The organism is Palleronia caenipelagi (genome assembly GCF_007004065.1).
Taxonomy (GTDB): domain Bacteria; phylum Pseudomonadota; class Alphaproteobacteria; order Rhodobacterales; family Rhodobacteraceae; genus Palleronia; species Palleronia caenipelagi.
This window is the reverse complement of the sequence record NZ_VFSV01000005.1, coordinates 32,870-55,612: the sequence shown is the minus strand read 5'-3', so window position 1 is coordinate 55,612 and position 22,743 is coordinate 32,870. Positions and strand designations below refer to the sequence as shown.

25 protein-coding genes are annotated in these 22,743 nt (G+C 64.9%); 14 read left to right on the top strand and 11 right to left on the bottom strand.

Translation table 11 applies throughout. From position 1 onward, the window contains the following. Nucleotides 1-7: 7 nt before the first annotated feature. The 11 genes from bchL to FEV53_RS03960 all read left to right on the top strand — a co-directional run bounded on the left by bchL (nucleotide 8) and on the right by FEV53_RS03960 (nucleotide 9,068). The gene (gene bchL / locus FEV53_RS04010; RefSeq protein ID WP_142833533.1) at nucleotides 8-928 is read left to right on the top strand and encodes a ferredoxin:protochlorophyllide reductase (ATP-dependent) iron-sulfur ATP-binding protein; all 921 of its coding nucleotides are present in this window, start codon (nucleotides 8-10) and stop codon (nucleotides 926-928) included. Further along, complete coding sequence (gene bchM, locus FEV53_RS04005; protein WP_142833532.1) at nucleotides 928-1,653, top strand: magnesium protoporphyrin IX methyltransferase; 726 nt, start codon at nucleotides 928-930, stop codon at nucleotides 1,651-1,653. Before bchL ends, bchM begins: the two co-directional genes overlap by 1 nt. Then, nucleotides 1,650-3,080, top strand: coding sequence for an MFS transporter (locus FEV53_RS04000; protein ID WP_142833531.1), 1,431 nt, complete (start codon nucleotides 1,650-1,652; stop codon nucleotides 3,078-3,080). The genes bchM and FEV53_RS04000 overlap by 4 nt, the downstream gene beginning before the upstream one ends. A gap of 14 nt (nucleotides 3,081-3,094) precedes the next feature. After that, nucleotides 3,095-3,850, top strand: coding sequence for a photosynthetic reaction center subunit H (puhA, locus tag FEV53_RS03995; RefSeq protein WP_142833530.1), 756 nt, complete (start codon nucleotides 3,095-3,097; stop codon nucleotides 3,848-3,850). A 5-nt stretch (nucleotides 3,851-3,855) separates the two neighbouring features. Then, nucleotides 3,856-4,491 carry a photosynthetic complex putative assembly protein PuhB gene (gene puhB, locus FEV53_RS03990; protein WP_142833529.1) on the top strand — a complete coding sequence of 212 codons (636 nt, stop codon included), beginning with the start codon at nucleotides 3,856-3,858 and terminating at the stop codon, nucleotides 4,489-4,491. Between the two features lie 12 nt (nucleotides 4,492-4,503). Then, nucleotides 4,504-4,974, top strand: coding sequence for a photosynthetic complex assembly protein PuhC (gene puhC, locus FEV53_RS03985; RefSeq protein ID WP_142833528.1), 471 nt, complete (start codon nucleotides 4,504-4,506; stop codon nucleotides 4,972-4,974). Nucleotides 4,975-5,012: 38 nt separating this feature from the next. Further along, nucleotides 5,013-5,339, top strand: coding sequence for a hypothetical protein (locus FEV53_RS03980; protein WP_142833527.1), 327 nt, complete (start codon nucleotides 5,013-5,015; stop codon nucleotides 5,337-5,339). Then, a complete protein-coding gene (gene acsF, locus FEV53_RS03975; protein WP_142833526.1) occupies nucleotides 5,336-6,463 on the top strand; it encodes a magnesium-protoporphyrin IX monomethyl ester (oxidative) cyclase in 1,128 nt (375 codons plus the stop codon). The genes FEV53_RS03980 and acsF overlap by 4 nt, the downstream gene beginning before the upstream one ends. Before the next feature lie 70 nt (nucleotides 6,464-6,533). Then, entirely contained in the window at nucleotides 6,534-7,298 is a 765-nt protein-coding gene (gene puhE / locus FEV53_RS03970; RefSeq protein ID WP_142833525.1) for a putative photosynthetic complex assembly protein PuhE, read from the top strand. Beyond that, a complete protein-coding gene (gene hemA / locus FEV53_RS03965; RefSeq protein WP_142833524.1) occupies nucleotides 7,288-8,499 on the top strand; it encodes a 5-aminolevulinate synthase in 1,212 nt (403 codons plus the stop codon). The genes puhE and hemA overlap by 11 nt, the downstream gene beginning before the upstream one ends. Before the next feature lie 101 nt (nucleotides 8,500-8,600). Then, the gene (locus tag FEV53_RS03960) at nucleotides 8,601-9,068 is read left to right on the top strand and encodes a c-type cytochrome (RefSeq protein WP_142833523.1); all 468 of its coding nucleotides are present in this window, start codon (nucleotides 8,601-8,603) and stop codon (nucleotides 9,066-9,068) included. Nucleotides 9,069-9,127: 59 nt separating this feature from the next. On the opposite strand, the gene FEV53_RS03955 is transcribed toward FEV53_RS03960, so the two are convergent. The 4 genes from FEV53_RS03955 to meaB all read right to left on the bottom strand — a co-directional run bounded on the left by FEV53_RS03955 (nucleotide 9,128) and on the right by meaB (nucleotide 12,166). After that, on the bottom strand, nucleotides 9,128-9,736 hold the full coding sequence (locus FEV53_RS03955) for a CDP-alcohol phosphatidyltransferase family protein (protein WP_142833522.1): 609 nt from the start codon (nucleotides 9,734-9,736) through the stop codon (nucleotides 9,128-9,130). 89 nt (nucleotides 9,737-9,825) lie between these two features. Continuing rightward, a complete protein-coding gene (locus FEV53_RS03950; protein ID WP_142833521.1) occupies nucleotides 9,826-10,644 on the bottom strand; it encodes a sulfite exporter TauE/SafE family protein in 819 nt (272 codons plus the stop codon). Nucleotides 10,645-10,788: 144 nt separating this feature from the next. Further along, complete coding sequence (gene rpmB, locus FEV53_RS03945; RefSeq protein WP_142833520.1) at nucleotides 10,789-11,076, bottom strand: 50S ribosomal protein L28; 288 nt, start codon at nucleotides 11,074-11,076, stop codon at nucleotides 10,789-10,791. A 70-nt stretch (nucleotides 11,077-11,146) separates the two neighbouring features. Further along, nucleotides 11,147-12,166 (bottom strand): methylmalonyl Co-A mutase-associated GTPase MeaB, encoded by a 1,020-nt coding sequence (gene meaB, locus FEV53_RS03940; RefSeq protein ID WP_142833519.1) that lies wholly within the window; start codon nucleotides 12,164-12,166, stop codon nucleotides 11,147-11,149. 60 nt (nucleotides 12,167-12,226) lie between these two features. Here meaB and hrpB point away from each other — a divergent pair, with 60 nt between their 5' ends. Further along, the gene (hrpB, locus tag FEV53_RS03935) at nucleotides 12,227-14,614 is read left to right on the top strand and encodes an ATP-dependent helicase HrpB (protein WP_142833518.1); all 2,388 of its coding nucleotides are present in this window, start codon (nucleotides 12,227-12,229) and stop codon (nucleotides 14,612-14,614) included. A 4-nt stretch (nucleotides 14,615-14,618) separates the two neighbouring features. Here the strand turns inward: hrpB and FEV53_RS03930 are convergent, their stop codons facing one another. From FEV53_RS03930 to FEV53_RS03905, 6 genes are all read right to left on the bottom strand, one after another. Further along, nucleotides 14,619-15,002, bottom strand: coding sequence for a GFA family protein (locus tag FEV53_RS03930; RefSeq protein WP_142833517.1), 384 nt, complete (start codon nucleotides 15,000-15,002; stop codon nucleotides 14,619-14,621). 54 nt (nucleotides 15,003-15,056) lie between these two features. Then, on the bottom strand, nucleotides 15,057-15,836 hold the full coding sequence (locus FEV53_RS03925; RefSeq protein ID WP_142833516.1) for an ion transporter: 780 nt from the start codon (nucleotides 15,834-15,836) through the stop codon (nucleotides 15,057-15,059). A gap of 82 nt (nucleotides 15,837-15,918) precedes the next feature. After that, the gene (locus FEV53_RS03920; RefSeq protein WP_142833515.1) at nucleotides 15,919-16,446 is read right to left on the bottom strand and encodes a GrpB family protein; all 528 of its coding nucleotides are present in this window, start codon (nucleotides 16,444-16,446) and stop codon (nucleotides 15,919-15,921) included. A gap of 5 nt (nucleotides 16,447-16,451) precedes the next feature. Continuing rightward, nucleotides 16,452-17,357 (bottom strand): ornithine carbamoyltransferase, encoded by a 906-nt coding sequence (gene argF, locus FEV53_RS03915; protein ID WP_142833514.1) that lies wholly within the window; start codon nucleotides 17,355-17,357, stop codon nucleotides 16,452-16,454. 90 nt (nucleotides 17,358-17,447) lie between these two features. After that, nucleotides 17,448-18,623, bottom strand: coding sequence for an aspartate aminotransferase family protein (locus tag FEV53_RS03910; protein WP_142833513.1), 1,176 nt, complete (start codon nucleotides 18,621-18,623; stop codon nucleotides 17,448-17,450). A 62-nt stretch (nucleotides 18,624-18,685) separates the two neighbouring features. Further along, entirely contained in the window at nucleotides 18,686-19,471 is a 786-nt protein-coding gene (locus tag FEV53_RS03905) for an ABC transporter permease (RefSeq protein ID WP_142833635.1), read from the bottom strand. A gap of 121 nt (nucleotides 19,472-19,592) precedes the next feature. Between FEV53_RS03905 and FEV53_RS03900 the strand changes: the two genes are divergently transcribed. Beyond that, nucleotides 19,593-20,198: a GcrA family cell cycle regulator gene (locus FEV53_RS03900; RefSeq protein ID WP_142833512.1), complete on the top strand. Its 606-nt coding sequence runs from the start codon at nucleotides 19,593-19,595 to the stop codon at nucleotides 20,196-20,198. A gap of 3 nt (nucleotides 20,199-20,201) precedes the next feature. On the opposite strand, the gene FEV53_RS03895 is transcribed toward FEV53_RS03900, so the two are convergent. Beyond that, nucleotides 20,202-21,398, bottom strand: coding sequence for an ROK family transcriptional regulator (locus tag FEV53_RS03895; protein WP_142833511.1), 1,197 nt, complete (start codon nucleotides 21,396-21,398; stop codon nucleotides 20,202-20,204). Nucleotides 21,399-21,702: 304 nt separating this feature from the next. Here FEV53_RS03895 and FEV53_RS03890 point away from each other — a divergent pair, with 304 nt between their 5' ends. Beyond that, on the top strand, nucleotides 21,703-22,692 hold the full coding sequence (locus FEV53_RS03890) for a sugar ABC transporter substrate-binding protein (RefSeq protein WP_142833634.1): 990 nt from the start codon (nucleotides 21,703-21,705) through the stop codon (nucleotides 22,690-22,692). Nucleotides 22,693-22,743 lie beyond the last annotated feature (51 nt).

Below are 22,743 nucleotides of genomic sequence, written 5' to 3'. Positions count from 1 at the left end.
GGCACCCATGAGCCCGAGAGACGACGTACAGACCCTTCGCGCCGCTGCCGGTGTCCCCCGCCTTGGCGAGGATGGTGAGGGCTCGGTTCAGGTCCATCAGGACGAGGCGATGAAGATCGAAGGTGCCAAGGTCTTCTCGGTTTATGGGAAGGGCGGGATTGGCAAATCGACCACCTCGTCGAACCTCTCGGCGGCGTTTTCCATGCTGGGCCACCGGGTGCTGCAGATCGGCTGCGATCCGAAGCACGACTCGACCTTTACCCTGACGGGCCGCCTCCAGCCGACGGTGATCGACATCCTGAAGGAGGTTGATTTCCACGCCGAGGAACTGCGTCCCGAGGATTTCGTCACTACCGGCTGGAACGGTGTCCAATGCGTCGAGGCGGGTGGTCCCCCGGCGGGCACCGGGTGCGGCGGCTATGTGGTGGGGCAGACGGTAAAGCTGCTGAAGCAGCACCACATGCTCGAAGAGACCGATATCGTGATCTTTGACGTGCTGGGAGATGTGGTCTGTGGCGGCTTTGCCGCGCCGCTGCAACATGCGGACCGGGCGGTGATCGTCACGGCCAATGACTTCGATTCGATCTATGCGATGAACCGGATCATCGCCGCCGTGCAGGCGAAGGCGCGCAATTATAACGTCCGGCTGGCGGGCTGCATCGCCAACCGCTCCAAAGACACCGACGAGGTAGACCGCTACTGCCGCGAGGTGGGCTTCCGCCGTATCGCCCATATGCCGGATATCGACGCCATCCGGCGTTCGCGGCTGAAGAAGAAGACACTGTTCGAGATGCCTGACGAAGAGGACATCGTCCTCGCCCGCGCCGAATATGTGCGGCTGGCCGAGACCCTCTATCGCGGAACCGAGCCACTGGCCCCGGCACCGATGGAAGACCGCGATATCTTTGAACTTCTGGGATTCGACTGATGGGCGTGCAGGAGCATATCCAGAGCCCGCCTAACGCGGCGGAGCTTGACTACGGCGCCACCCGGAGCCGGGTGACGGATTATTTCGACAGCCATGCGACCGAAACCTGGGAGCGGCTGACTTCGGATCATGAGGTGAGCCGGATCCGCCAGACGGTCCGGGCCGGGCGCGACCGGATGCGGCAGATCCTGCTCAGCCGTCTGCCTGACGACCTGAGCGGCGCGCGGGTGCTGGACGCGGGCTGCGGGCCGGGTCAGTTGACCACAGAGCTCGCCCGACGCGGGGCGGATGTGTTGGCGGTGGACGTCTCGCCGCGTCTGTTGGAGATCGCGCAAAAGCGTTTGCCCGGCGGTTTGCCCGGTCGGGTGCTGTTTGCGCCGGGTGACATGCTCGACCCTCATTTTGGCCATTTTGACCACGTGATCGCCATGGACAGCCTGATCTATTACCGCGCGTCGCAGATCGGCACCGCACTGTCCGGGCTCGCGCGGCGCACGGCGGGCAAGATCGTCTTTACCGTCGCGCCCCGCACGCCGCTCCTGATGGCCATGTGGGGGATGGGGCAGCTGTTTCCGCGCGGCGACCGCTCGCCCACCATGGTGCCCCATGACCCGGCACGGCTTGCCCGCGCGTTGGCCGGTGCTGGCTGTCCCCGAAGCCTCACCCCGGTCGTGCGGGTCCATTCCGGGTTCTACATCTCCACCGCCTGCGAGGTGACCCCATGAAGCGAGTCGCTCGTCTGCCGCTGCAATTCCTGCCCTTCGCCGATGCCGGATCGGAGGGCTTGCCCCTGCCACAACTCCTGCGGCTGTCGCTGTTTCAGGTGTCTGTCGGCATGGCGAGCGTGTTGCTGCTGGGCACCCTGAACCGGGTGATGATCGTGGAGCTGGGCCTCGGTGCGATGCTGGTCGCGGCGATGATCGCTCTGCCGGTGCTGATCGCGCCGTTCCGGGCGCTGCTCGGCCACCGCTCCGACACCCATCGCAGCGCGCTGGGGTGGAAGCGGGTGCCTTACCTCTGGTTCGGCACCCTCTGGCAGATGGGGGGGCTGGCGCTGATGCCGTTCGCCCTGCTGGTGCTGGGGGGCGACACTGTCCATGACGTGCCATTTGCCGGTGAAGTGCTGGCGGCTGGCGCGTTCATCATGACCGGCGTGGGGCTGCATATGACCCAGACGGCGGGGCTGGCGCTGGCTTCGGACCGGGCCGATGACGCGACCCGACCCCGCGTGGTGGCGCTGCTTTATGTGATGTTCCTTGCAGGCATGGCGGTCTCGGCGCTGATCTTTGGATGGCTCCTGTCGGAATTCTCGCCCCTGCGGCTGATCCGCGTGGTGCAGGGGGCGGCGCTGGTGACGGTGCTGCTGAACATTGTGGCACTGTGGAAGCAAGAGAGCTTCCGCCCCATGACCCCCACCGAGCGCGCCGCGCCGCGCCCGAGCTTCCGTGATGCGTGGGCTGATCTGGCCTCGGGTGGGGATGCGGGGCGGCTGCTGGCGGTCGTGTTCCTCGGCACGCTGGCCTTTAACATGCAGGACGTGCTGCTGGAGCCCTATGGCGGCGAGATCCTCGGCCTCGCGGTGGCTGAGACCACACGGCTCTCGGCGCTCTGGGCCGTGGGGGCGCTGGTGGCCTTTGCCTTTGCCGCAAGGGCCATGGCGCGGGGCCGCGATCCGGTGCGGCTGGCGGCGGCGGGGCTGCTGTTTGGCATCTGCGCCTTCTCCGCCGTGGTCTTTGCCGCGCCCATGCAATCGGCGCTCCTGTTCTACGCGGGCGCCATGGGGATCGGGTTTGGCGGTGGGCTGTTTGCGGTTTCAACGCTGACCTCGGCCATGACGCTGCCCGCGCGGGGCCTTGCCGGTCGTGGTCTGGCGCTGGGCGCCTGGGGCGCGGCGCAGGCGACGGCGGCCGGGCTCTCCATCGCGCTGGGCGGGATCATCCGCGACGGGATGCAAACGCTGGTCAGCGCGACCCTGCCCGGCAGCACGCTCGACACGGCCGCCATCGGCTACACCGCCGTCTACCACATTGAGATTGTTTTACTGTTCACGACGCTGGCGGTCCTTGGGCCTCTGGTCCGCCTCAGCCTCGTTCACCCCATCCCAGAGACCCGGGACAGCGGCAGGATTGGTCTTGCCGACTTTCCAACCTGAGAGGAGGACTTCCCATGGTCGGAGTAGAGTTTTTCGGAAACACAGATCTGGCGTCCATCGCCATCTGGGGCTTTTGGATCTTCTTCGCGCTGCTGATTTTCTACCTGCAAACAGAAAATATGCGCGAGGGCTATCCGCTGGAGAAAGATGACGGCAGCCTGAGCCCCAATCAGGGGCCGTTCCCGGTGCCGAAGCCCAAGACCTTCAAAATGGCCGGCGGCAAGGAAGTCGTCGTACCGTCGCCGGAGCACGAGGCCGCGCACCGCCGCGAGGATCTGGCGCTGGCCCGGACCTCGGTCTCCGAAGGCTTCCCGCACAAGCCGACGGGCGATCCGCTGGTGGACGGCGTGGGGCCCGCGAGCTGGGCGCCGCGCGTCGATGAGCCGGAACGCGACGGCCACGGCCATATCAAGATCGAACCCATGCGGAAGAATGAGGCGTTCTTTATCTCCGCCGGGCATGATCCGCGTGGAATGCCGGTGGTCTGCTGCGATGATCATGTGGTCGGCGAGGTGGTCGATTTGTGGATCGACAAGCCCGAGCAGCTGATCCGCTATCTGGAGATTGAACTGGAGAACGGTGGTGGCCGCCGCCTTGCGCCCATGCAGCTCGTGCGGGTCAAGTCGCGCTACGTGGATATCCGCACGCTGAACACCGAGCGCATGGCGCAGGTCCCGCGGACGGCGTCGGACAGCCAGATCACGCTCCTCGAAGAAGAGAAGATCACCGCATTCTACGGTGGTGGTGAAATGTACTGCAGAGGAGCCTGAGGACCATGCCGAGGGATTATCGCGACGATCCGGACATCACCATCGAGCCGATCCCGGGCCTGCCGGGGGCGCTGCCGCGCGGTGAAACGATCCTGTGGCAGGGGCGGCCTCAGCCTCTGGCGCTGGCGCGGGCTTCCCTCGGTCTGACCTGGGTGGCCGGGTACTTCGCCCTGCTGGCGGTCTGGCGGGTGGGCTCGCTGGCCGCCGATCTCGGCTGGGCTGGGGCGATGCCCTACGCGCTGCCGTTCCTGGGGCTGGGTCTCCTCGCCTGCGGGATGCTTTACCTCGTGGCCTATGTGCAGGCGCGGGCAACTGTCTACACGATTACCACGGAGCGGGTGGCTATGCGCATCGGGGCGGCGCTGACCCTGACAGTGAACCTGCCCCTGACCCGCATCGTGTCTGCGGATCTCGGGCCGGGGCCGGGGGGCACGGGGAGCATCTCTCTGACCCCCGCCGAGGGCTCGCGGCTGAGCTACGCTGTCCTCTGGCCCCACATCCGGCCTTGGCGGATGCGCGAGCCGCAGCCGACCCTGCGCTGCATCGAAGGCGCGGAAAAGGTGGCCGCCCTGCTCGGCGATGCAGCCACCGCTCGCCAGTCCCGACCGGAGTTGTCGGCGGCTGCCATGGCCGCGGAATAGGAGGACGGACCCATGCGAGGCACTGGTCTCTACTACGACGCCGAACAGCGCGAGATGCAGGAGCGGGACCGCGAGCTGATCCCGCGCCCGCTGCTCCTTTGGATGGGGGTTCTGGTGGCGGGGGCGCTGTCCCTCGCGGGCTACAGCGCGCTGTCGCAAAAGCCCCATGCGGGCGTGCCGCAACCCGCAGAGATCGTCGAGAGCCGGACTTTTGTGCTGTCCGGGGACAGCGTCGCGGTCAGCGTCGTCGCACCTGATGGGGAGGTGCTGCTCGACAGTGCCAACGGCGCCTTTATCGCCGTGGTGGCCGATGGTTTGCGCCGGGTGCGCACGGTCAACCGCACAGAGGGCAATCCGCCCGTCACACTCGCCCGTCTCGCCAACGGGCGGCTGACGCTGATCGACCCTGCCACGGGCTGGTCGGCGGAAATGACCTCCTTTGGGGCCGGCAACGCCCGGCACTGGGAGGTGCTGTTCGACTGAGATCGGATGGCCAAAACAATAACAGAAGGGAACAAGTCATGGGATTTTTCACGAGGGAGACGGAGACCGCGCCCTGCACGGTCGAGGTTGTGCATAAATTCGAGGAACTGTCGGCCCATGTGCGGCTCGATAATGGTGCCGTGATCCATCCCGGAGATACGGTGATGGTCCATGGTGCGCCGGTCATGGCGCCCTGGGGGGAGCATGTCACCGAGCAGCGCACCGCCACGATCACCCGCGCCAGCAAGCTGGAGCGGCTCTGGACCCGCGCGACGGGCGATCTGGAGTTCATGGAGCTTTGCGAATTCTCGTTCTCAGACGAGATCGCGGCCACGGGCACCGGCGGCGAGGAGGCACGGGGATGAACGTTCAGGCCAGACACACCGCCGACGCCACCACCGTCGAAGAAGGCCTTGCCATCCAGCAGGAGCAGGCGAAGTTCGACAGCGAGGCGGCCACTGCCATCGCCATGCAGAACACCCTGCTGACGCCGCGATTCTACACGACGGATTTCGAGGAGCTTGATGCGCTCGACGTGATGCCGGTTCGCGCGGACTGGGATAAGCTGATGGAGCGGATGCGCGCCGACCCTAATAAAGGCCATTTCCGCAAGACCGAAGACTGGGACCAGATCGACTGGGAAGGTATGGATCCGGAGCTGAAGGCCGAGTTTCTCGACTTCCTCATCTCCTCCTGCACCGCCGAGTTTTCGGGCTGCGTGCTCTACAAGGAGATGAAGCGCCGGGGCACAAATCCCGACATCAAGGAGCTGTTCAGCTACATGTCCCGCGACGAGGCGCGCCATGCAGGGTTCATCAATGATGCCCTGCGTGAGGCGGGGGTGGCGGTCAATCTGGGCTTTCTCACGCGGGAGAAGAAATACACCTATTTCCGGCCCAAATTCATCTATTACGCCACCTATCTGTCGGAAAAGATCGGCTACGCCCGCTACATCACCATCTTCCGCCATCTGGAGGCGAACCCGGAGCATCGGTTCCACCCGATTTTCAAGTGGTTCAAGGAGTGGTGCAATGACGAGTTCAGCCATGGCGAGGCCTTCGCGCTCCTGATGCGGGCGAACCCGGAACTGGTTGAGACCCGGACGAACAAGCTATGGATCCGGTTCTTCCTGACCGCCGTCTACATGACCATGTGGGTGCGCGATCACGCCCGGCCACGATTCCACGAGGCGCTGGGGGTCGATATTGAATGGTACGATCTGGAGGTCTTCCGCAAGACCTCGACCATCGCGCGGCAGGTGTTCCCGGTGGAACTCGACATCGACAATCCGCGCTTTGTCGCCGGATGCCGCCGGCTTGAGCGCGCGATGCGCGACATGGATGCAGCGCGGGCCAAAGGCGGTCTGGGCGGGCTCTGGGGCCGGATTTCGGGGGGCACTCGCGCGGCGCTGGCTTTTGCCTCCGTCTACACCATGCCGGTGAAGCGGCAGGAGCTGCCCGAAAGCGTGCGGCTGGAGCCGGTTTACTAAGCAAGAGGCGCGCGGCTCCGCCGGCCGGGCGCCACGGGTATTTGAGAACACAAAGAAGGGAGGGCGCGAGATGGAACATCCGGCAGTGGCCGCACTGGCCGCGCTCTTTCTGTGGTGGTTTTCCACCGGCGCCATCTTGTGGGTTGTGCAGCGGGCCGACCGGGGCAGCGCGGGCGCCCATGGTCGGGTGTTGCTGTGGTCGCTGCCATTGCTTGTGGCGGGAATCGGCGGGGTGATCCTGAGCGACGGGGCCTATGGCGGGTTCGTCTCGGCGCTGGCGCTCTGGGGCTGGATCGAGCTGGCATTCCTGACGGGTTGTGTGACTGGTCCGGTGCGCGGCGAGATGCCGTTCTGTCTGACCGAAGCGCAGCGGTTTCGGGCGGCCTGGTCGGTTTTGATGTGGCATGAGTTGCTGCTGGCGACGGGACTTGTGCTGGTCTGGGCGGCCGGGGATGAGACGGCGCGGCTCACCTATTCGGTTCTTTTCGGGGCACGAATCTCAGCCAAGCTAAACATCTTTTTAGGTGTGCCGCGGATCAATGCGGAGTTCCTGCCCGAACGCTTGTCCCATCTGCCAAGCTATTTCCGCCGCGGCCCGGTGAGCTGGTTTTTCCCGCTCTCGGTACTTGTTCTGACGGCGGCGGTGTTCTGCTGGCTGGAGCGGGCGATGGTCACCGGGGAGGTGCAATTCGCTCTGCTGGCGACGCTGACCGGGCTGGCGTTGTTGGAGCATTGGCTGATGGTTCTACCATTGCCCGACGAAAAACTTTGGCGCTGGGCCATGCCTGCGCCGAAACCGGACTATGTCGAGGGGGAGAAGACCCATGGATTTTGAAACGCGGTTTCGCGCGCAGCTTGATGCTCTGAGGGATGAGGGCAATTACAGGATCTTCGCGGATCTGGAGCGGCAGGTGGGTCAGTTCCCGAAGGTGCGCAATCACGGGTCCGGCCCGGATGAGGTGACCGTGTGGTGCTCGAATGATTATCTGGGTATGGGCCAGCACCCGGATGTGATCGGCGCCATGGTCGATGTGACGCGGGCCTCTGGCACGGGCGCCGGGGGAACGCGGAACATTTCCGGCACCGCCCATCAGCATGTTGCGCTGGAAGAGGAGCTTGCAGATCTCCATGGCAAGGAGGACGCGCTGGTGTTCTCCTCAGGCTACGTGTCAAACTGGGCTGCGCTCTCGACGCTGGGGTCGCGGCTGCCGGGGGCTGTGATCTTTTCCGACGCGCTCAATCATGCCTCGATGATCGAGGGGATGCGCCATTCGCGGGCGCGGCGCGAGATCTGGACCCATAACGATCCGGAGGATCTGGACCGCCGGCTGTCCGCCTATGGACCTGAAGTGCCGAAGATCGTGGCCTTTGAGAGCGTTTATTCCATGGACGGAGACATCGCACCTATCGAGGAGATCTGCGACGTGGCCGATGCCCATGGGGCGATGACCTATATCGACGAGGTGCACGCGGTGGGCATGTATGGCCCGCGCGGTGGCGGTGTGGCCGAAGAGCTGGGGCTGATGGATCGCATTACGCTGATCGAGGGGACACTGGGCAAGGCTTATGGCTGCTTTGGGGGCTATATAACCGGCTCGGCGGCGCTGTGCGATTTTGTCCGTAGTTTTGCTAGCGGGTTCATCTTTACCACCGCGATCCCGCCCGCTGTTGCGGCGGCGGCGCGGGTGGCGGTAAAGCACCTGAAGAGTTCGGAGATCGAGCGGATGCGGCAGCGGCGGCAGGTGGCGCGGCTGCGGCGGCTGCTTGATGCCCATGGTATCCCGCACATGGATAATCCCAGCCATATCATTCCGGTGATGATCGGCGATCCGGTGAAATGTCGCTTTATCGCTGACGTGCTAATGCAGGAGCATGGGATTTACGTGCAGCCGATCAACTATCCGACCGTGCCGAAAGGGACGGAAAGACTGCGCTTTACCCCCGGACCGCTGCATACCGACGCGGATATCGACCATCTGGTGGCGGCGCTGAACGGGTTGTGGAAACAATGTGCTCTTGCGCGAGCGGTTGCCTGACAGACGGAGGGGATCGACGCGGCCTATTGCCACGTCGCGCAGCGACATTATGTTGCTTAGGGATGCCACTCAAAGAATGGTATTAATGACGGGAGATAACTATGAAGTTTCAAATGACTTTTGCGGCCGCCTGTCTGCTGGCCGTCCCTGCGATGGCGGCCGAGCATATGGCCGAAGGCGACGCAGCCGCCGGTGAAGCGGTATTCAACCAGTGCCAGAGCTGTCACGTTGTCGTGAATGACGAGGGCGAAACGCTGGCCGGTCGCGCGGGTCGCACCGGGCCGAACCTCTACGGCATCGCGGGTCGTACGGCAGGCACCGTTGAGGACTTCCGCTACTCCAAATCCATGGTCGAGGCTGGCGAGGCTGGCCTGATGTGGGATCAGGAGCAGTTTGTGGCCTATGTGCAGGACCCGACCGGTTTCCTGCGTGAGTATCTCGACGACAAAGGCGCGCGCGGCAAAATGTCGTTTAAGCTGCGCTCCGACGAGGACGCGGCCAACGTCTACGCCTACATCAAGTCGCTGGGCGGCGTTGAAGAGATGATGGAAGAGAAAGCCGACGGCTGATCGGTTTGCACTTCCAGCGAACGGGGCCGTCCTTCGGGGCGGCCTTTTTCGTTGGCAGCTTAGTCGCCGAAGATCCGCCACGCCGCTATGACCCGCAGGGTGGCCGTGGCAAAGCAGAGCGTCCCAAACACCGCGGCCGCGATGGGGAATATCGCGGGGAAGAGACAGAGCAGGACAAAGAACAGGATCGTCTCAGTGCCTTCCAGCAAGCCGTTTGAGTAATAGAGGGTCTTTTCCCCCTGCGACGTGGTCTCCATGCCGTTCTTTTCTGCGAGAATCGCGAAGCCAAGGAACGTCGTGCCGTTCACATAAAAGCTGACCAGCAGATAGGCCGCGGGAATGGCATTTGCGTCGGGTGCGTGGATGGCAAAAGCCAGCGGGATCGCGCCGTAAAAGGCGAAATCCGCCACAATATCCAAATAACCACCAAAGTGGGTTTTGCGCGTTGCCCGCGCCACGGCACCGTCGAGCCCGTCCGCCAGCCGCGAGAGTAGCAGCAGGGCCAATCCGGCGACCATCATATGGCTGGCGATCAGCACTGCAGAGGCCAGCCCCACGACCAGCCCGGCCAGCGTCACCCCATTGGCCGTGACGCCCCTCCCTGCGAGACCATGGCCAAGTCGGTTCAGAGGGGGATCGATATAGCGTCTCAGTCTTGCGTCCAGCACGTGCGTTTCTCCGGTCCTTTCATCGTCTTGCAGGATCGACGAAAGCCGCGCAATCGCGCTATCGGGAACGTGACGATCTGTTACAATCGTTAGAATGCGGCGGCGAGGTCGCCAATCATTCGAATGGCGGTGATAAGCAGGAACAGGCCAAAGCTGAGGCGCAGGGTCCGACGGGGAATGCGATGGGCCAGCGCCACGCCGACCCGCGCGAATGGGATCGTCAGCGGGATGATCAGTGCCGCTGCCAGTAGGTTTACGTAACCCAACGAAAAGGGCGGCAGTCCCTCCTGTCCAAGACCCGTCAGCATGTAGGTGATCGCGCCGGGCAAGCCGATTATGAACCCGATGGCTGCCGAGGTGCCGACGGCTTTGCGGATGTCATAGCCGAGGAGGCTCAGGAGTGGGACGCAGACAGAGCCTCCGCCGATTCCCATCATCGCCGAGATCGCCCCGGCCATCACACCCAGCGTGGCCCAGACAGGCTTGGAGAAGCTGCGCGGGGTAGGGCTGTGTGTTGGATTGCGCAGGATCATGTCGGCGGCCACCAGCAGCGCGGTGACGGCGAAGACGCCGACGAGGAAGAGCCCCGAGACCAGCCCGCCGATGATTCCCCCGACCACTACGCCGACGAGGATCGCCGGTCCCCAGAGGCGCAGCAGAGCGAAGTCTATGGCGCCTCTTTTATGGTGCCCCCATGCCGAGCTGAGCGAGGTGAACACGATGGTCGCCAGCGATGTGCCCACAGAGACCTGCATCACCAGTGCCGGATCCATGCCCGTCAGGGACAAGGCAAAATAGAGTGCGGGCACTATGATAATGCCGCCTCCCACGCCCAGAAGTCCTGCGAGGACACCCCCGGCGATCCCGGCGGCGATGGCGGGGCCAGCGATGGTCATCAGCAGGTCCATGGGTGTTTATCCTCGGCAGTCTCGTCAGGCCGCTGTTGCGTGACGGGGGCGGAAAATCCAACCGCTCCAGACGGATGGTTCACACAGAAAAAGACCGGATCACTTTCGTGACCCGGCCTGATCTTTCAGAAGACGGCAGCGCAGTCAGGCGCTGGCCTGGGCCTTCTGGATCTCTTTCTTCACCTTGAGCGCGCGGGGCGACAGCTCGGCATCCTTGGCCTTCGCCATGAAGCCGTCCAGACCGCCGCGGTGGTCCACGGTGCGCAGGGCGGCCGAGGAGATCCGCAGCTTGACCGTGCGGCCAAGGGTCTCGGACATCAGGGTAACGTCGTTCAGGTTGGGCAGGAAACGACGGCGGGTTTTGTTGTTGGCGTGGCTGACATTGTTGCCCACGGCGGGGCCCTTGCCGGTCAGTTCGCAGACGCGTGACATGTTGTGTCCTCGTTATGCGGTCCGGGCATGCGCCCAGGGACGTGGTGATAGTGTTCTAAGATGCGAGCCACTAGAGGGGGTTCGTGGAAAGGTCAAGGCTTTGGCCGCCGGTGACGGCAAGAAACCTCTCGACCAGCCGATCTGCCGCAGCGCCGGGGGCCATCTGCCCCTCTGACACGGCGTGTCCCAGTGTTTCCATGGAGCCGCGCAGGGCGGGATCCTGTCGCAAGCGCTGGAGAATGCCGCTGAGCACGGCCTCCTCGAACCAGTCGCGGTTCTGGGTGGCGCGGCGGGTGACGAAGAAGCCCGAATCGCGGCGGTGGGTGGTTAGGGCCAGCATCGCTTCCCAAGCCTCGTCCAGCCCCCGCTGGTCCAGCGCCGAGACTGACAGCGCCTTGGGAAAGTCGTCAGGATCGCCCTCGCGCCGCCGCAGGAGCCGCAGCGCCCCCGCGTAATCGGCGCGGGTGGCCTCGGCCTGCGGTTTCAGCGCGCCATCGGCCTTGTTCACCAGAATGAGATCGGCGATCTCCATGATGCCGCGCTTCACCCCCTGCAACTCGTCGCCGCCCCCCGGCGCCAGCAAGAGCACAAACAGGTCGGTCATCTGCGCCACCATTGTCTCGGACTGGCCCACGCCCACCGTCTCGACCAGCACCGCGTCATACCCCGCCGCTTCGCAGAGGAGGATCGCCTCGCGGGTCCGCCGCGCCACGCCGCCCAGCTCCGTCTGACTGGGAGAGGGGCGGATGAAGGCGGCGGGGTTGCGGCTGAGCCGCTCCATCCGCGTCTTGTCCCCGAGGATCGAGCCTCCGGACCGCGCTGAAGATGGGTCTATTGCCAGCACCGCGACCCGGTGCCCCTCTGCGATGAGCGTCTGCCCGAACGCCTCGATAAATGTGGATTTGCCGACCCCCGGTGTACCCGACAGCCCGATGCGCAGCGTTTGCCGCGACGGATCGGCCAGCCGCTCCAACAGCTCGGTGGCCTGCGCCCGGTGATCGGGCCGGTGCGATTCGATGAGGGTGATCCCCCGGGCCAGAGCACGACGATTGCCCGAGCGGAGGCGGGTGGCGAGGTCTGCGATATCCATGGGATCTGTCTTGCTGTCCGGGGCTGGGCTTGTCCAGCGGGGCGCGCTAACGGTAGCGCCATGGATCTGCCTATCGATGCCATTCTGCCCGACCTTCGGAGTGCCGTGACCCGTCATGGCCGCGCCGTGCTGCAGGCGCCACCGGGCGCGGGCAAGACCACCCGCGTGCCCCTGGCCTTGCTGGAGGAGGTCGAGGGCAGGATCGTGATGCTGGAGCCCCGCCGTCTCGCCGCCCGTGCGGCCGCCGAGCGCATGGCCGCGACATTGGGCGAAAAGGTCGGCGAGACAGTGGGCTACGCGATTCGCGGCGAACGCGTGGTCTCGGACGCCACCCGGATCGAGGTAGTGACCGAAGGTATCCTGACCCGCCGCATCCAGAGCGATCCGGGGCTTGGGGGCATCGGTTGTGTGATCTTTGACGAGTTTCACGAGCGCTCCCTGAACGCCGATCTGGGGCTGGCGCTGGTCTGGGAGGTCCGGCAGGCCCTGCGCGAAGATCTGGCGGTGATCGTCATGTCCGCGACGCTGGACGCGGCTCCGGTGGCCGCTTTGCTCGACGATGCGCCGATGATCACCAGCGAAGGGCGCTCTCACCCGGTGACGCCGCGCTGGCTTGACCGTCCGCTGCCGAAGGGCACGCGGTTTGAGGTCGCCATCGCACGGCTGATCACCGAGGCTATCATGACGGAGGAAAGCGGGGTGCTGGCCTTTCTGCCCGGCGAAGGCGAGATCCGCCGGGTGATGGGGCAGCTCGACCTGCCCGGTGTCGAGATCCGGCCTCTCTACGGCGCCATGCCCTTTGCCGAGCAACGCCGCGCGATCCGGCCTGCGGACGGGCGCAAGCTGGTCCTCGCCACCGCCATCGCCGAGACCTCCCTGACCATCGAGGATGTGCGCATCGTGGTCGATGGGGGACGGGCGCGACGGGCGCGGTTCGATCCCGGCTCCGGCATGACCCGGCTGGTCACCGAGCGCGTCTCCCGCGCCGAAGCCGCCCAGCGCGCCGGTCGCGCGGGCCGCGTCGCGCCCGGCACCGCGTGGAAGCTCTGGACGAAGGGCGAGGAGGGCGCACTCCCGGCCTTCCCCCCGGCCGAGATCGAGGTGGCGGACCTGACTGCGCTGGCTCTGGAACTGGCGCTCTGGGGCGATCCGGATGGGTCGGGCCTGCCCTTTCTCACGCCCCCGCCGCCCAGCGGGTTGGCCGAGGCGCAGGCCTTGCTGGCGGGACTCGGGGCGCTGGAGGACGGGCGGATCACCGATCACGGACGGGCGCTGGCGCGAATGCCCCTGCATCCGCGTCTGGGCCATATGCTGGCCAAGGCCGGACCCGCCGCCACCGATCTGGCCGCGCTCCTGTCCGAGCGCGATCTCCTGCGTGACCGGGGCGCGGATCTGACCCTGCGCCTCCGCGCGCTGCGCAATCCGGCTGAGTTCGCCGTGGCGCGAGGCGCGGTGGAGCGCGTGCGGTCCGAGGCGAAACGTCTGCGCCGTCATGCGGGTCCTACGCAGGATCTCAGCCCCGCCCAGATGGCCGCGCTGGCCTATCCCGACCGCGTTGGCTTGCGCCGACCGGGAGACGCGCCGCGCTGGCTGTTATCTGGCGGCAAGGGCGCACAGATGGCCGAGGGGGATGCGCTGGCCGGGCAGCGGCTGCTGGTGGTGACTGACACGGACGGCCATCCGAGAGACGCGACGATCCGGCAGGCCATCGCAATTTCGGAGGGGGAGCTGCGCGCTGTGCTGGGGGACCGCATGGGGTGGGTCGAGATTTGCGAATGGTCGCGGCGCGATCGCCGGGTGGTGACGCGCAGGCAAGAGCGCCTTGGGGCGATCGCGCTCGACGACCGCACCTGGCCCGATGCGCCGCCCGACCGGGTCGCTCGGGCCATGCTGGACGGCGTGCGGGAGCTTGGGCTGCGCCCATCGGACGCCGCGCGCCGCTTCCTAGCGCGGGTCGCGCTGCTGGAGCTGTTTGACACCTCTGAGGAGGCGCTGCTGGCTGAGGCCGAAGACTGGCTGCTGCCGTTTCTCGACGGTGTGCGGACTGCCTCAGACTGGACGAATTTCGACATCCTGCCTGCGCTCCGCGCCCGGCTCGACTACGCAGCGCAAACCCGGCTCGATCAGGAGGTGCCAGGCCATCTGGAGACGCCTTTGGGGCGGCGCGTTCCGATTGATTACAGCAGCGAAGCGCCCGAGGTGGCGGTGCGGGTGCAGGAGCTTTTTGGCATGACCCGTCATCCCACCGTCGCAGGCCGCCCCCTGCGCCTCAGTCTTCTGTCCCCGGCGGGGCGACCAGTTCAGTTCACGCAGGATCTGCCGGGTTTTTGGGCTGGGAGCTATGCCGATGTCGCCAAGGACATGCGCGCCCGCTACCCCAAACATCCCTGGCCCGACGATCCGACTGAGGCCGATCCGACCCTTCGGGCCAAGCGGCGCAAGGGCTGAGGCGTCAGGCCTGCTCGTCCCGACCCCGGAGGCAGGAAACGACACCGGGAAATGGGGGTAGCCATGCCTCGCGACGGTCAGACCAAAGCTCATAGGTCGGGGTGAACAGGTTCGGCATATCGAAGGCGCCGAGATAGAGCTCGATCTCGTCACCGCTACGGGCAAAGACTGGTGAACCGCAGACCGGGCAAAAATGGCGATCTTTGTAGGCGCTGGTTTCGCCCCGGATCGTGACGGTCTCCTGCGGAAAAATTGCGGCGGCGTAGAAGACCGCGCCGTGTTGCTTGCGGCAGTCGAGGCAATGGCAGATCCCGACCCGCTGCGGCGCGCCGGTTGCGACAAAGCGGATCCGTCGGCAACGGCATCCTCCGTCATGTGTTTCGGTCATTGCGTCCTCCCTCGGCCAGACTCCTATTCCGGACGTCACAGAGGTGTCTCACGTTTAACTGTCGCGCGCGCGCAGCCGCTCCTCGATGGCCTCCAGGCGCGCAAGCACCTCGTCGCGGTAGGCGTCGCGGGTGGCGGCGTCTTCTTCCTCGTGGGCGTCCTGCATGGAGTTTACGATCAGACCCACCACGAGGTTCACCACCGCGAAAGTCGTCATCAGGATGAAGGGCACAAAGAACACCCAGGCCAGCGGATAGACCTCCATGACCGGGCGGACGATCCCCATGGACCAGCTCTCCAGCGTCATCACCTGAAATAGTGTGTAGGCCGACTCGCCAAGTGTGCCGAACCAGTCGGGGAAGGCGTCGCCAAAGAGCTTCGTCGACATGACCGCGCCGATATAGAAGATCAGCGCCATCAAAAGGAACACGCTGGCCATGCCGGGCAGAGCGGTGAGGAAGGCTTCGACCACGCGGCGCAGGCGGGGGGCGATGGAGATGACGCGCAGGACCCGAAGGATTCGGAGCGCTCGCAGGACTGAGAAGCCCTCGGAGGCCGGGACCAGTGCAATGGCGACAACGGCGAAGTCGAAGAGGTTCCAGCCGTTGCGGAAGAAGGCCATACGGTGGGCGTATAGCTTTGCGGCGATCTCAAAGACAAAGATTGTGAGACAGAGCGCGTCGAGCGCGAGGATCAATCCCCCGGCCGCCGCCATGGCGGTATCCGAGGTCTCCAGCCCGAGCAGGATCGCGTTCAGGATGATGACCGCGGTGATTGCATTGCGGGTGGCGGCACGGTCGAGGACATCGGCGATTCGCTGTCGGGCAGGGCTCATGGGGGGCTCCGTCGTCATTCAGGTGCCATATGCGCAGCGAGTCCCCGGAATTCCATGGGGGGCGCTGAGGAAAGTACGGATTTCAGGTGCGATGCCACCAATCCAGAGCGTCTGCTTCGGTCCTTTGGACGAAAGCCGCTTTGCCGTCCTGATAACCGCCCCAATCGAGATTGGGCGTGGTTACGAGGCGGGTCTTTAGCGCGCCGTAGCGCGCGGCGGTTTCCGGATGGGCCCGCAGATAGTCGCGAAAGGCGAGGTGGCGGGTGATATGCGACGAACCCTCCGCAAAGACATGCAGGTGGTGGGTCCGCCTGCCTGACGCGGAGATCTTGCGGAAGTAACGGCGGCCTTCGATGCCAAAAGCACCCATGGCCTCGTATCCCAGCGCTTCGATCCGCAGAGCGCCAGTGTCGATCCCGTCGAGATCGGGTGCGACGCCCAGCAGGTCAATGATCGGCTTGGCGAGAAGGTCCGGGATGGCGGTGCTGCCGATATGGTGGAACCGGACGGCGAAAGGGGCGAGCGCGCGGGTCAGGGATCTGGCTTCGACCTCGAACTCGTCTGCCCAAGCAGGATCATGGGGCGCGAGACAGATCTGGTCCCGCGCCACGGGCCTCAGACCCCGAGACAGTAGCGCATGACGGCTTTCTGAGCATGGAGGCGGTTTTCGGCCTCGTCCCAGATCACCGAATGGGGGCCGTCCATGACCTCCGACGTGGCTTCGTCATCCCGATGGGCGGGCAGGCAATGCATGAAGAGTGCGTCGGGCTTGGCCTTTGACATAAGCTCGGCATTCACCTGATAGGGGCGGAGCTGGTTGTGGCGCCGCTCGCGGGCCGATTGCGGGTCATGCATGGACACCCAGGTGTCTGTGACCACGAGATCGGCGCCCTCCACGGCCTTATGCGGATCGCGCTCGATGGTGATCCCGGCATGGAGATCCGGTTCGGGGTCGAGGGGCGGGGGGCCGGTGAAGGTCAGGTCAAAGCCGAACTGCTCCGCAGCATGGGCGAAGCTGGCGAAGACGTTATTGCCATCGCCGGACCATACGACCTTGCGCCCGGCGATGGGGCCGCGATGCTCCTCATAGGTCATGATATCGGCCATGATCTGGCAGGGGTGGGTGCGGTCGGTCAGACCGTTGATAACCGGCACGGACGCGTATTCGGCCATCTCTAGGAGGGTTTGCTCCTCGAAGGTGCGGATCATGATCAGATCCACATAGCGCGACAGCACACGAGCGGTGTCGGCGATGGTTTCGCCATGGCCGAGCTGCATGTCGGTGCCCGACAGGACCATGGTTTCGCCGCCCATCTGCCGCACGCCCACATCGAAGGAAACGCGGGTCCGGGTCGAGGGCTTTTCGAAGATCAGCGCGACCATGTGCCCGGCCAGCGGCTGGTCATCATCCGGGGCGCCTTTGGGGCGGCCCTGACGGCTGGTCTTCATCGCACGGCCCGCGTCGATGATCGCCCTCAGGTCGGCGGCGTCGGTTTTATGGATGTCGAGAAAGCTTGGCATGGGTCGGATCCGGTTCTGGGCGGGGAGGGGGCGCTGCCCCCGCTGACCGCTGGTCAGCTCCCCCGGGGTATTTGAGGAAAGATGAAGGGCTCAGACGGTCGCCTTGAGAGCATTGGCCGCGGCGTCGAGCGCCTTGAGGCCCGCGTCGATCTCCTCGTCGGTGATGTTGAGGGGCGGCAGGAGGCGAACAACGTTATCGGCGGCGGGAACGGTCAGCAAGTGCTGGTCGCGGGCTGCGGCGACGAGATCGGCGGGAGGGACACGAAGCTTGAGCCCGACCATCAGTCCCTGACCGCGCACACCTTCGAAGATGTCGGGGTGACTGGCCACGAGGCCCTCCAGCCCCTGACGAAGACGCCCGGATGCGGCGGAGACGCGGTCGAGGAAGGCGGGCTCGGTGACGATGTCGAGAACCTTGCCGCCCACGGCGCAGGCCAGCGGGTTGCCGCCATAGGTCGAACCGTGGGTGCCCGTGGTCATGCCGGAGGCGGCGTCTTCGGTCGCGAGCACAGCACCGAGGGGAAAGCCACCGCCGATACCCTTGGCGACCATCATGATGTCGGGGGTGATGCCGGACCATTCATGAGCAAAGAGCCGTCCGGTCCGGCCCATCCCACACTGCACCTCGTCGAGGATCAGCAGCGCGCCGGTCCGGTCGCAAAGGTCGCGCAACCCTTTAAGGCAGGCATCGGGGAGGGGGCGGATGCCGCCCTCGCCCTGAACAGGCTCTACCACGATGGCGGCGATCTGATCTGTGGCGGCGGCCTCCAGCGCCTCGTGATCGCCCCATGGGAGCTGGGTGAAGCCCGGCAGGAGCGGGCCGAATCCGGCGGTCAGTTTCTCTGAACCGGCGGCTGAGATGGCGCCAGTGGAGCGGCCGTGGAACGCCCCGGCGAAGGTCAGGATCTCCGTCCGGCCCTCGCCTTCGTCGGACCAGTACTTGCGCGCCATCTTGATCGCCAGTTCACAGCTCTCTGTGCCGGAATTGGTGAAAAACACCGTGTCGGCAAAGGTATGGGCGACGAGTTGTTCGGCGAGCCGTTCCTGCGCCGGGATCTCATAGAGGTTCGAGACGTGCCAGACCTTGGCCGCCTGTTCGGTCAAGGCCGCAACCAGTTCGGGGTTGGCGTGGCCCAGAGCGTTCACCGCGATCCCGGCCCCGAAATCGAGATATCGGGTGCCATCCTCCGTCCAGAGCCAGGAGCCTTCGCCGCGCTCGAAGGCGAGCGTTGTGCGGGCATAGGTGGGGAGAACAGCGGGGATCATGGTGTTTTCCTGTGAAAAAGCGGTTGCAATTGGGTGGCAAGAAGCGGCGGGGCTGTCAATCGTCAGGACTTCAGGCGGTAGCCTGTGCGGAACCAGTGCCAGCACCATGCCACGAGCCCGGCGGTGACGAGAATACAAACCGTCAGGCCCAGCACCGGGGAGGCGTCCGAGACCCCGAGCGTGCCATAGCGCGCGCCGTCAATGAGGTAGAAGAACGGGTTCAGGTGCGACAGGGCGGTGAGCGGTGCCGGCAGCGCTTCGATGGAGTAGAAGGTGCCCGAGAGGAATGAGAGCGGCGTGATGATGAAATTGGTGATCGCGGACATCTGGTCGAACTTTGCCGCATAGATGCCGCCGAGGATGCCTAGCGCGCCCATCATCGTTGCGCCGGTCAGCACGAAGAGCAGGAAAATGATTGGATGGGCCAGCCCCGTGCCGATCACGGTTATCATCACAAAACCGATGACAAGAGCCACCACACCGCCCCGGGCTATGCCTCCGGCGAGATAGCCGATGGTCATCTCGATGGGCGCGAGGGGGGGCATCAGGGTATCGACAATGTTGCCCTGCACCTTGGCCGCGAGGATCGACGACGACGTATTGGCAAAGGCGTTCTGGATCACCGTCATCATCATCAGGCCCGGCGCCATGAACTGGATATAGGGCACGCCCATGACATCGCCGCGGGTCGGGCCGATGGCGATGGCGAAGACCGCGAGGAACAGGCCGGCGGTGATCAGGGGGCCGACGATGGTCTGCGCCCAGATCGCCATAAAGCGGCGATATTCGCGGCGGGCGAGGGTCTTCGTGCCCAGCCAGTTCCAGCGTCCAAAGCGGCGGACGCCCATTTCCGGAGCGTTTGAATCGATCACAGCGCGACTTCTCCTGAGTGCTTGCCTTGTATCGGGCGGCGCCATGCTTAGAATAGGGCAGAGATTCCAAACAGCCGCAGTTATCGAGGATCCGGATATGGCATGGACCGAAGAGCGCGTCGAGCGCCTCAAGCAAATGTGGAACGAGGGTCACTCCGCCAGCCAGATCGCCAAGGAGCTGGGCGATGTGACCCGCAATGCGGTGATCGGCAAGGTGCACCGGTTGGGCCTGTCGAATCGGGTGACCCCGGGGGATGCGGCCAAACCCGCCGCCAAGGCTGAGCCTGCGCCCGAGGCGCCTAAGGCCGAGCCCGTCGCGGAGGCGCCCGCTGCAAAGCCCGCGCCGGAGCCCGCCGAAGAGCCAGCCGCCGCACCTGTCGAGGAAGAGCCGGTTGAGGCTCAGGTGCCCGCCATTCCCGCGCGTCGCCGGATCGTTCCCGCGGGTCAGCCCCTGCCGCCGCAAACCTCGGCCAATGAGATCAGCCCCGAAGCGCTGGAAAATGTGCGTGAGGTGGAAAAGACCGCCAAGCGCCTCAGCCTTATGGAGCTGACCGAGCGCACCTGCAAATGGCCGATCGGCGATCCCGCCAGCGAGCATTTCTGGTTCTGTGGTCTCGCCGTGCAGCAGGGTAAGCCCTACTGCGAGGCCCATGTGGGCGTGGCCTTCCAGCCCATGTCCGCGCGCCGCGACCGTCGGCGCTGAACGCTACAGCATGAAGCGTTGGGCGAGCGGCAGGGCCGCGGCGCCCAGCGACCGCGCATCGGGACCCACGGTCCCAGCGCGGATCTCTGGTCTGAGACTGCCGGTAAAATTGATGCCATCCGCCGCCCTGTCCACATGAGCGACGATTCGCTGGCGGACTTCCTCGGGCATATGACCGTCGATCACCACCATCTCGATGTCGAGCACACTCGCCACCACGGAGATCGCGTGGGCCATACCCGGCGCAATTTCAGTGATCCAGTCGCTGAGTTGGGGCTCGGCGTCCGTCCATTCAGGGGGCATGCGCCAAAGGGCAGAGGTGTCCTTGCCAGCGGTTTCAAGCCGGTCCGCCAGCATGAATAAAGATGACACGGCTAGAAGCGGACGTGTGCGCCCATCCGCTTGGGGGATCCGCATGGGGCCGATGGCGCCTGCGTTGCCGGTGCGGCCCGTAAAGAGTTGTCCGTCCAGCACCAGCCCGGCGCCGATGAAATAGTCGATGAAGATATGCAGCATCGCGGGCGGCATGTCCGGGATGCTGCCGAAAACCAGTTCTCCGGCGCAGGCGCAGGAGGCGTCGTTGCGCACATCAACATCCATATCAAGGGCAGCGGCGACATCCGTTGCGAGGTCGCGCGTCCGCCACGGGGCCAGCGCGTCGGATGTGACACCCAGATGCTCGGCCCATTCCCACATCGCCCCGGGCAGGGCGATGCCGAGCCCGGCGACACGACCTCGTGCGTCATCGCTGAGCCCTTGATGGATGTCGTGGGCGGCGCTGCGGATAAATCCAAAGATGTCGTCATAATCGGGATAGGGATGCAAAAAGCGATGTCGGCTGATCACGTCCCCTACCATATTCACCAACAGGTGCTCTGAATGGCGCCGGCCTACTGTGACGCCGTGAAAATAGGCACCATCGGGATTGAGACGCATGGGGACGGAGGGCTGACCGATTCGGCCCCGGCGCGGCGCGTCCCGCAGGATGATCCCTTCGTCTTCCAGGCTTCGGGTGATGACCGACACAGTCTGCGCCGACAGACCCGTGGCGCGGGCGATTTCCGCCTTCGCGAGTGCGCCATCCCGGCGCAGCAGCGATAGCACGAGCCGCTCGTTATGGTCGCGCACCCCGCTCTGATTCGTGCCGCGCAATGTCGCATCCTGCGCGTTACGGTTGAGTGAGTGTTCACTCGGTGCCATGCTATATCCTCCCTCGCTGACACGCCTTGGCGGCTTTTGTCAGCAAAGGTGATTTAAGAGCAGGGGTGCACTAGCTGTCAAGAAAAAGGCATTTTACGCCGCATTGCAGCGAGGATCCACGAAGCATTCTGTCGCCCTCGCTAATTAAATCTGACAAAATGAATTATTGACAGGTGGAAAAACTAACGTCATTTTGCGTGCACCGGGTGAGACCGGCGAATTCTAATTTTGGCTCGCAATGCCGAGCTGTATCGGGAGGAAACGCATGAAACTGACGAAAACCGCTCTGTTCGGTGCGACCGCCATGTCGCTGTTTGGCGCCATGGCCCATGCCGGTGGCCACGGTGATGTGTCCGCTTGTCTGATCACCAAGACCGACACCAACCCGTTCTTCGTGAAGATGCGCGAAGGCGCCGCCGCCAAGGCCGAGGAGCTGGGCGTCACGCTGAAGACCTATGCCGGCAAGATCGACGGCGACAATGAGACCCAGGTTGCTGCGGTCGAGACCTGCATCGCCGATGGTGCCAAGGGCATCCTGATCACCCCCTCCGACCCGGCCGGTATCGCCCCGACCATCGAGCAGGCCCGCGAAGCTGGTCTTCTGGTCATCGCGCTCGATACGCCGCTCGACCCGATCGACGCCGCCGATATGACCTTCGCCACCGACAACTTCCTGGCCGGTGAGCTGATCGGCAAGTGGGCCGCTGGCATGATGGGTGACGATGCCGAGAACGCCAAGATCGGCCTTCTGAACATCAACATCTCCCAGCCTACCGTTGGCGTGCTGCGCAACCAAGGCTTCCTGCAGGGCTTCGGCATCGACCTCGGTGACCCGAACAAGTGGGGCGACGAAGAAGATCCGCGCATCGTGGGTCAGGACGTCTCCGACGGTGCCACCGATGGCGGCCGGAAGGGCATGGAGAACCTGCTGGCGATCGATCCCGAAATCAACGTCGTCTATACCATCAACGAGCCCGCCGCTGCCGGTGCCTATGAGGCGCTCAAGGGTCTGGGCCGTGAGAACGACGTGCTGATCGTCTCCGTCGACGGCGGCTGCCCGGGCGTGGACAACGTGGCCGATGGCGTGATCGGCGCCACCTCGCAGCAGTACCCGCTGAAGATGGCCTCCATGGGCATTGAAGCGATCGCGAAGTTCGCCGAGTCCGGCGAAAAGCCCGCAGCCACCGAAGGCAAGAACTTCTTCGACACTGGCGTTGGTCTTGTCACCGACAAGCCCGTCGATGGCGTCGAGTCGATCTCGGTCGAAGAAGGTAAGAACCTCTGCTGGGGCTGATCCCTTCTGTGATGCTTGAGGGGGCGCGTCGGCGCCCCCTCATCCGTCTTT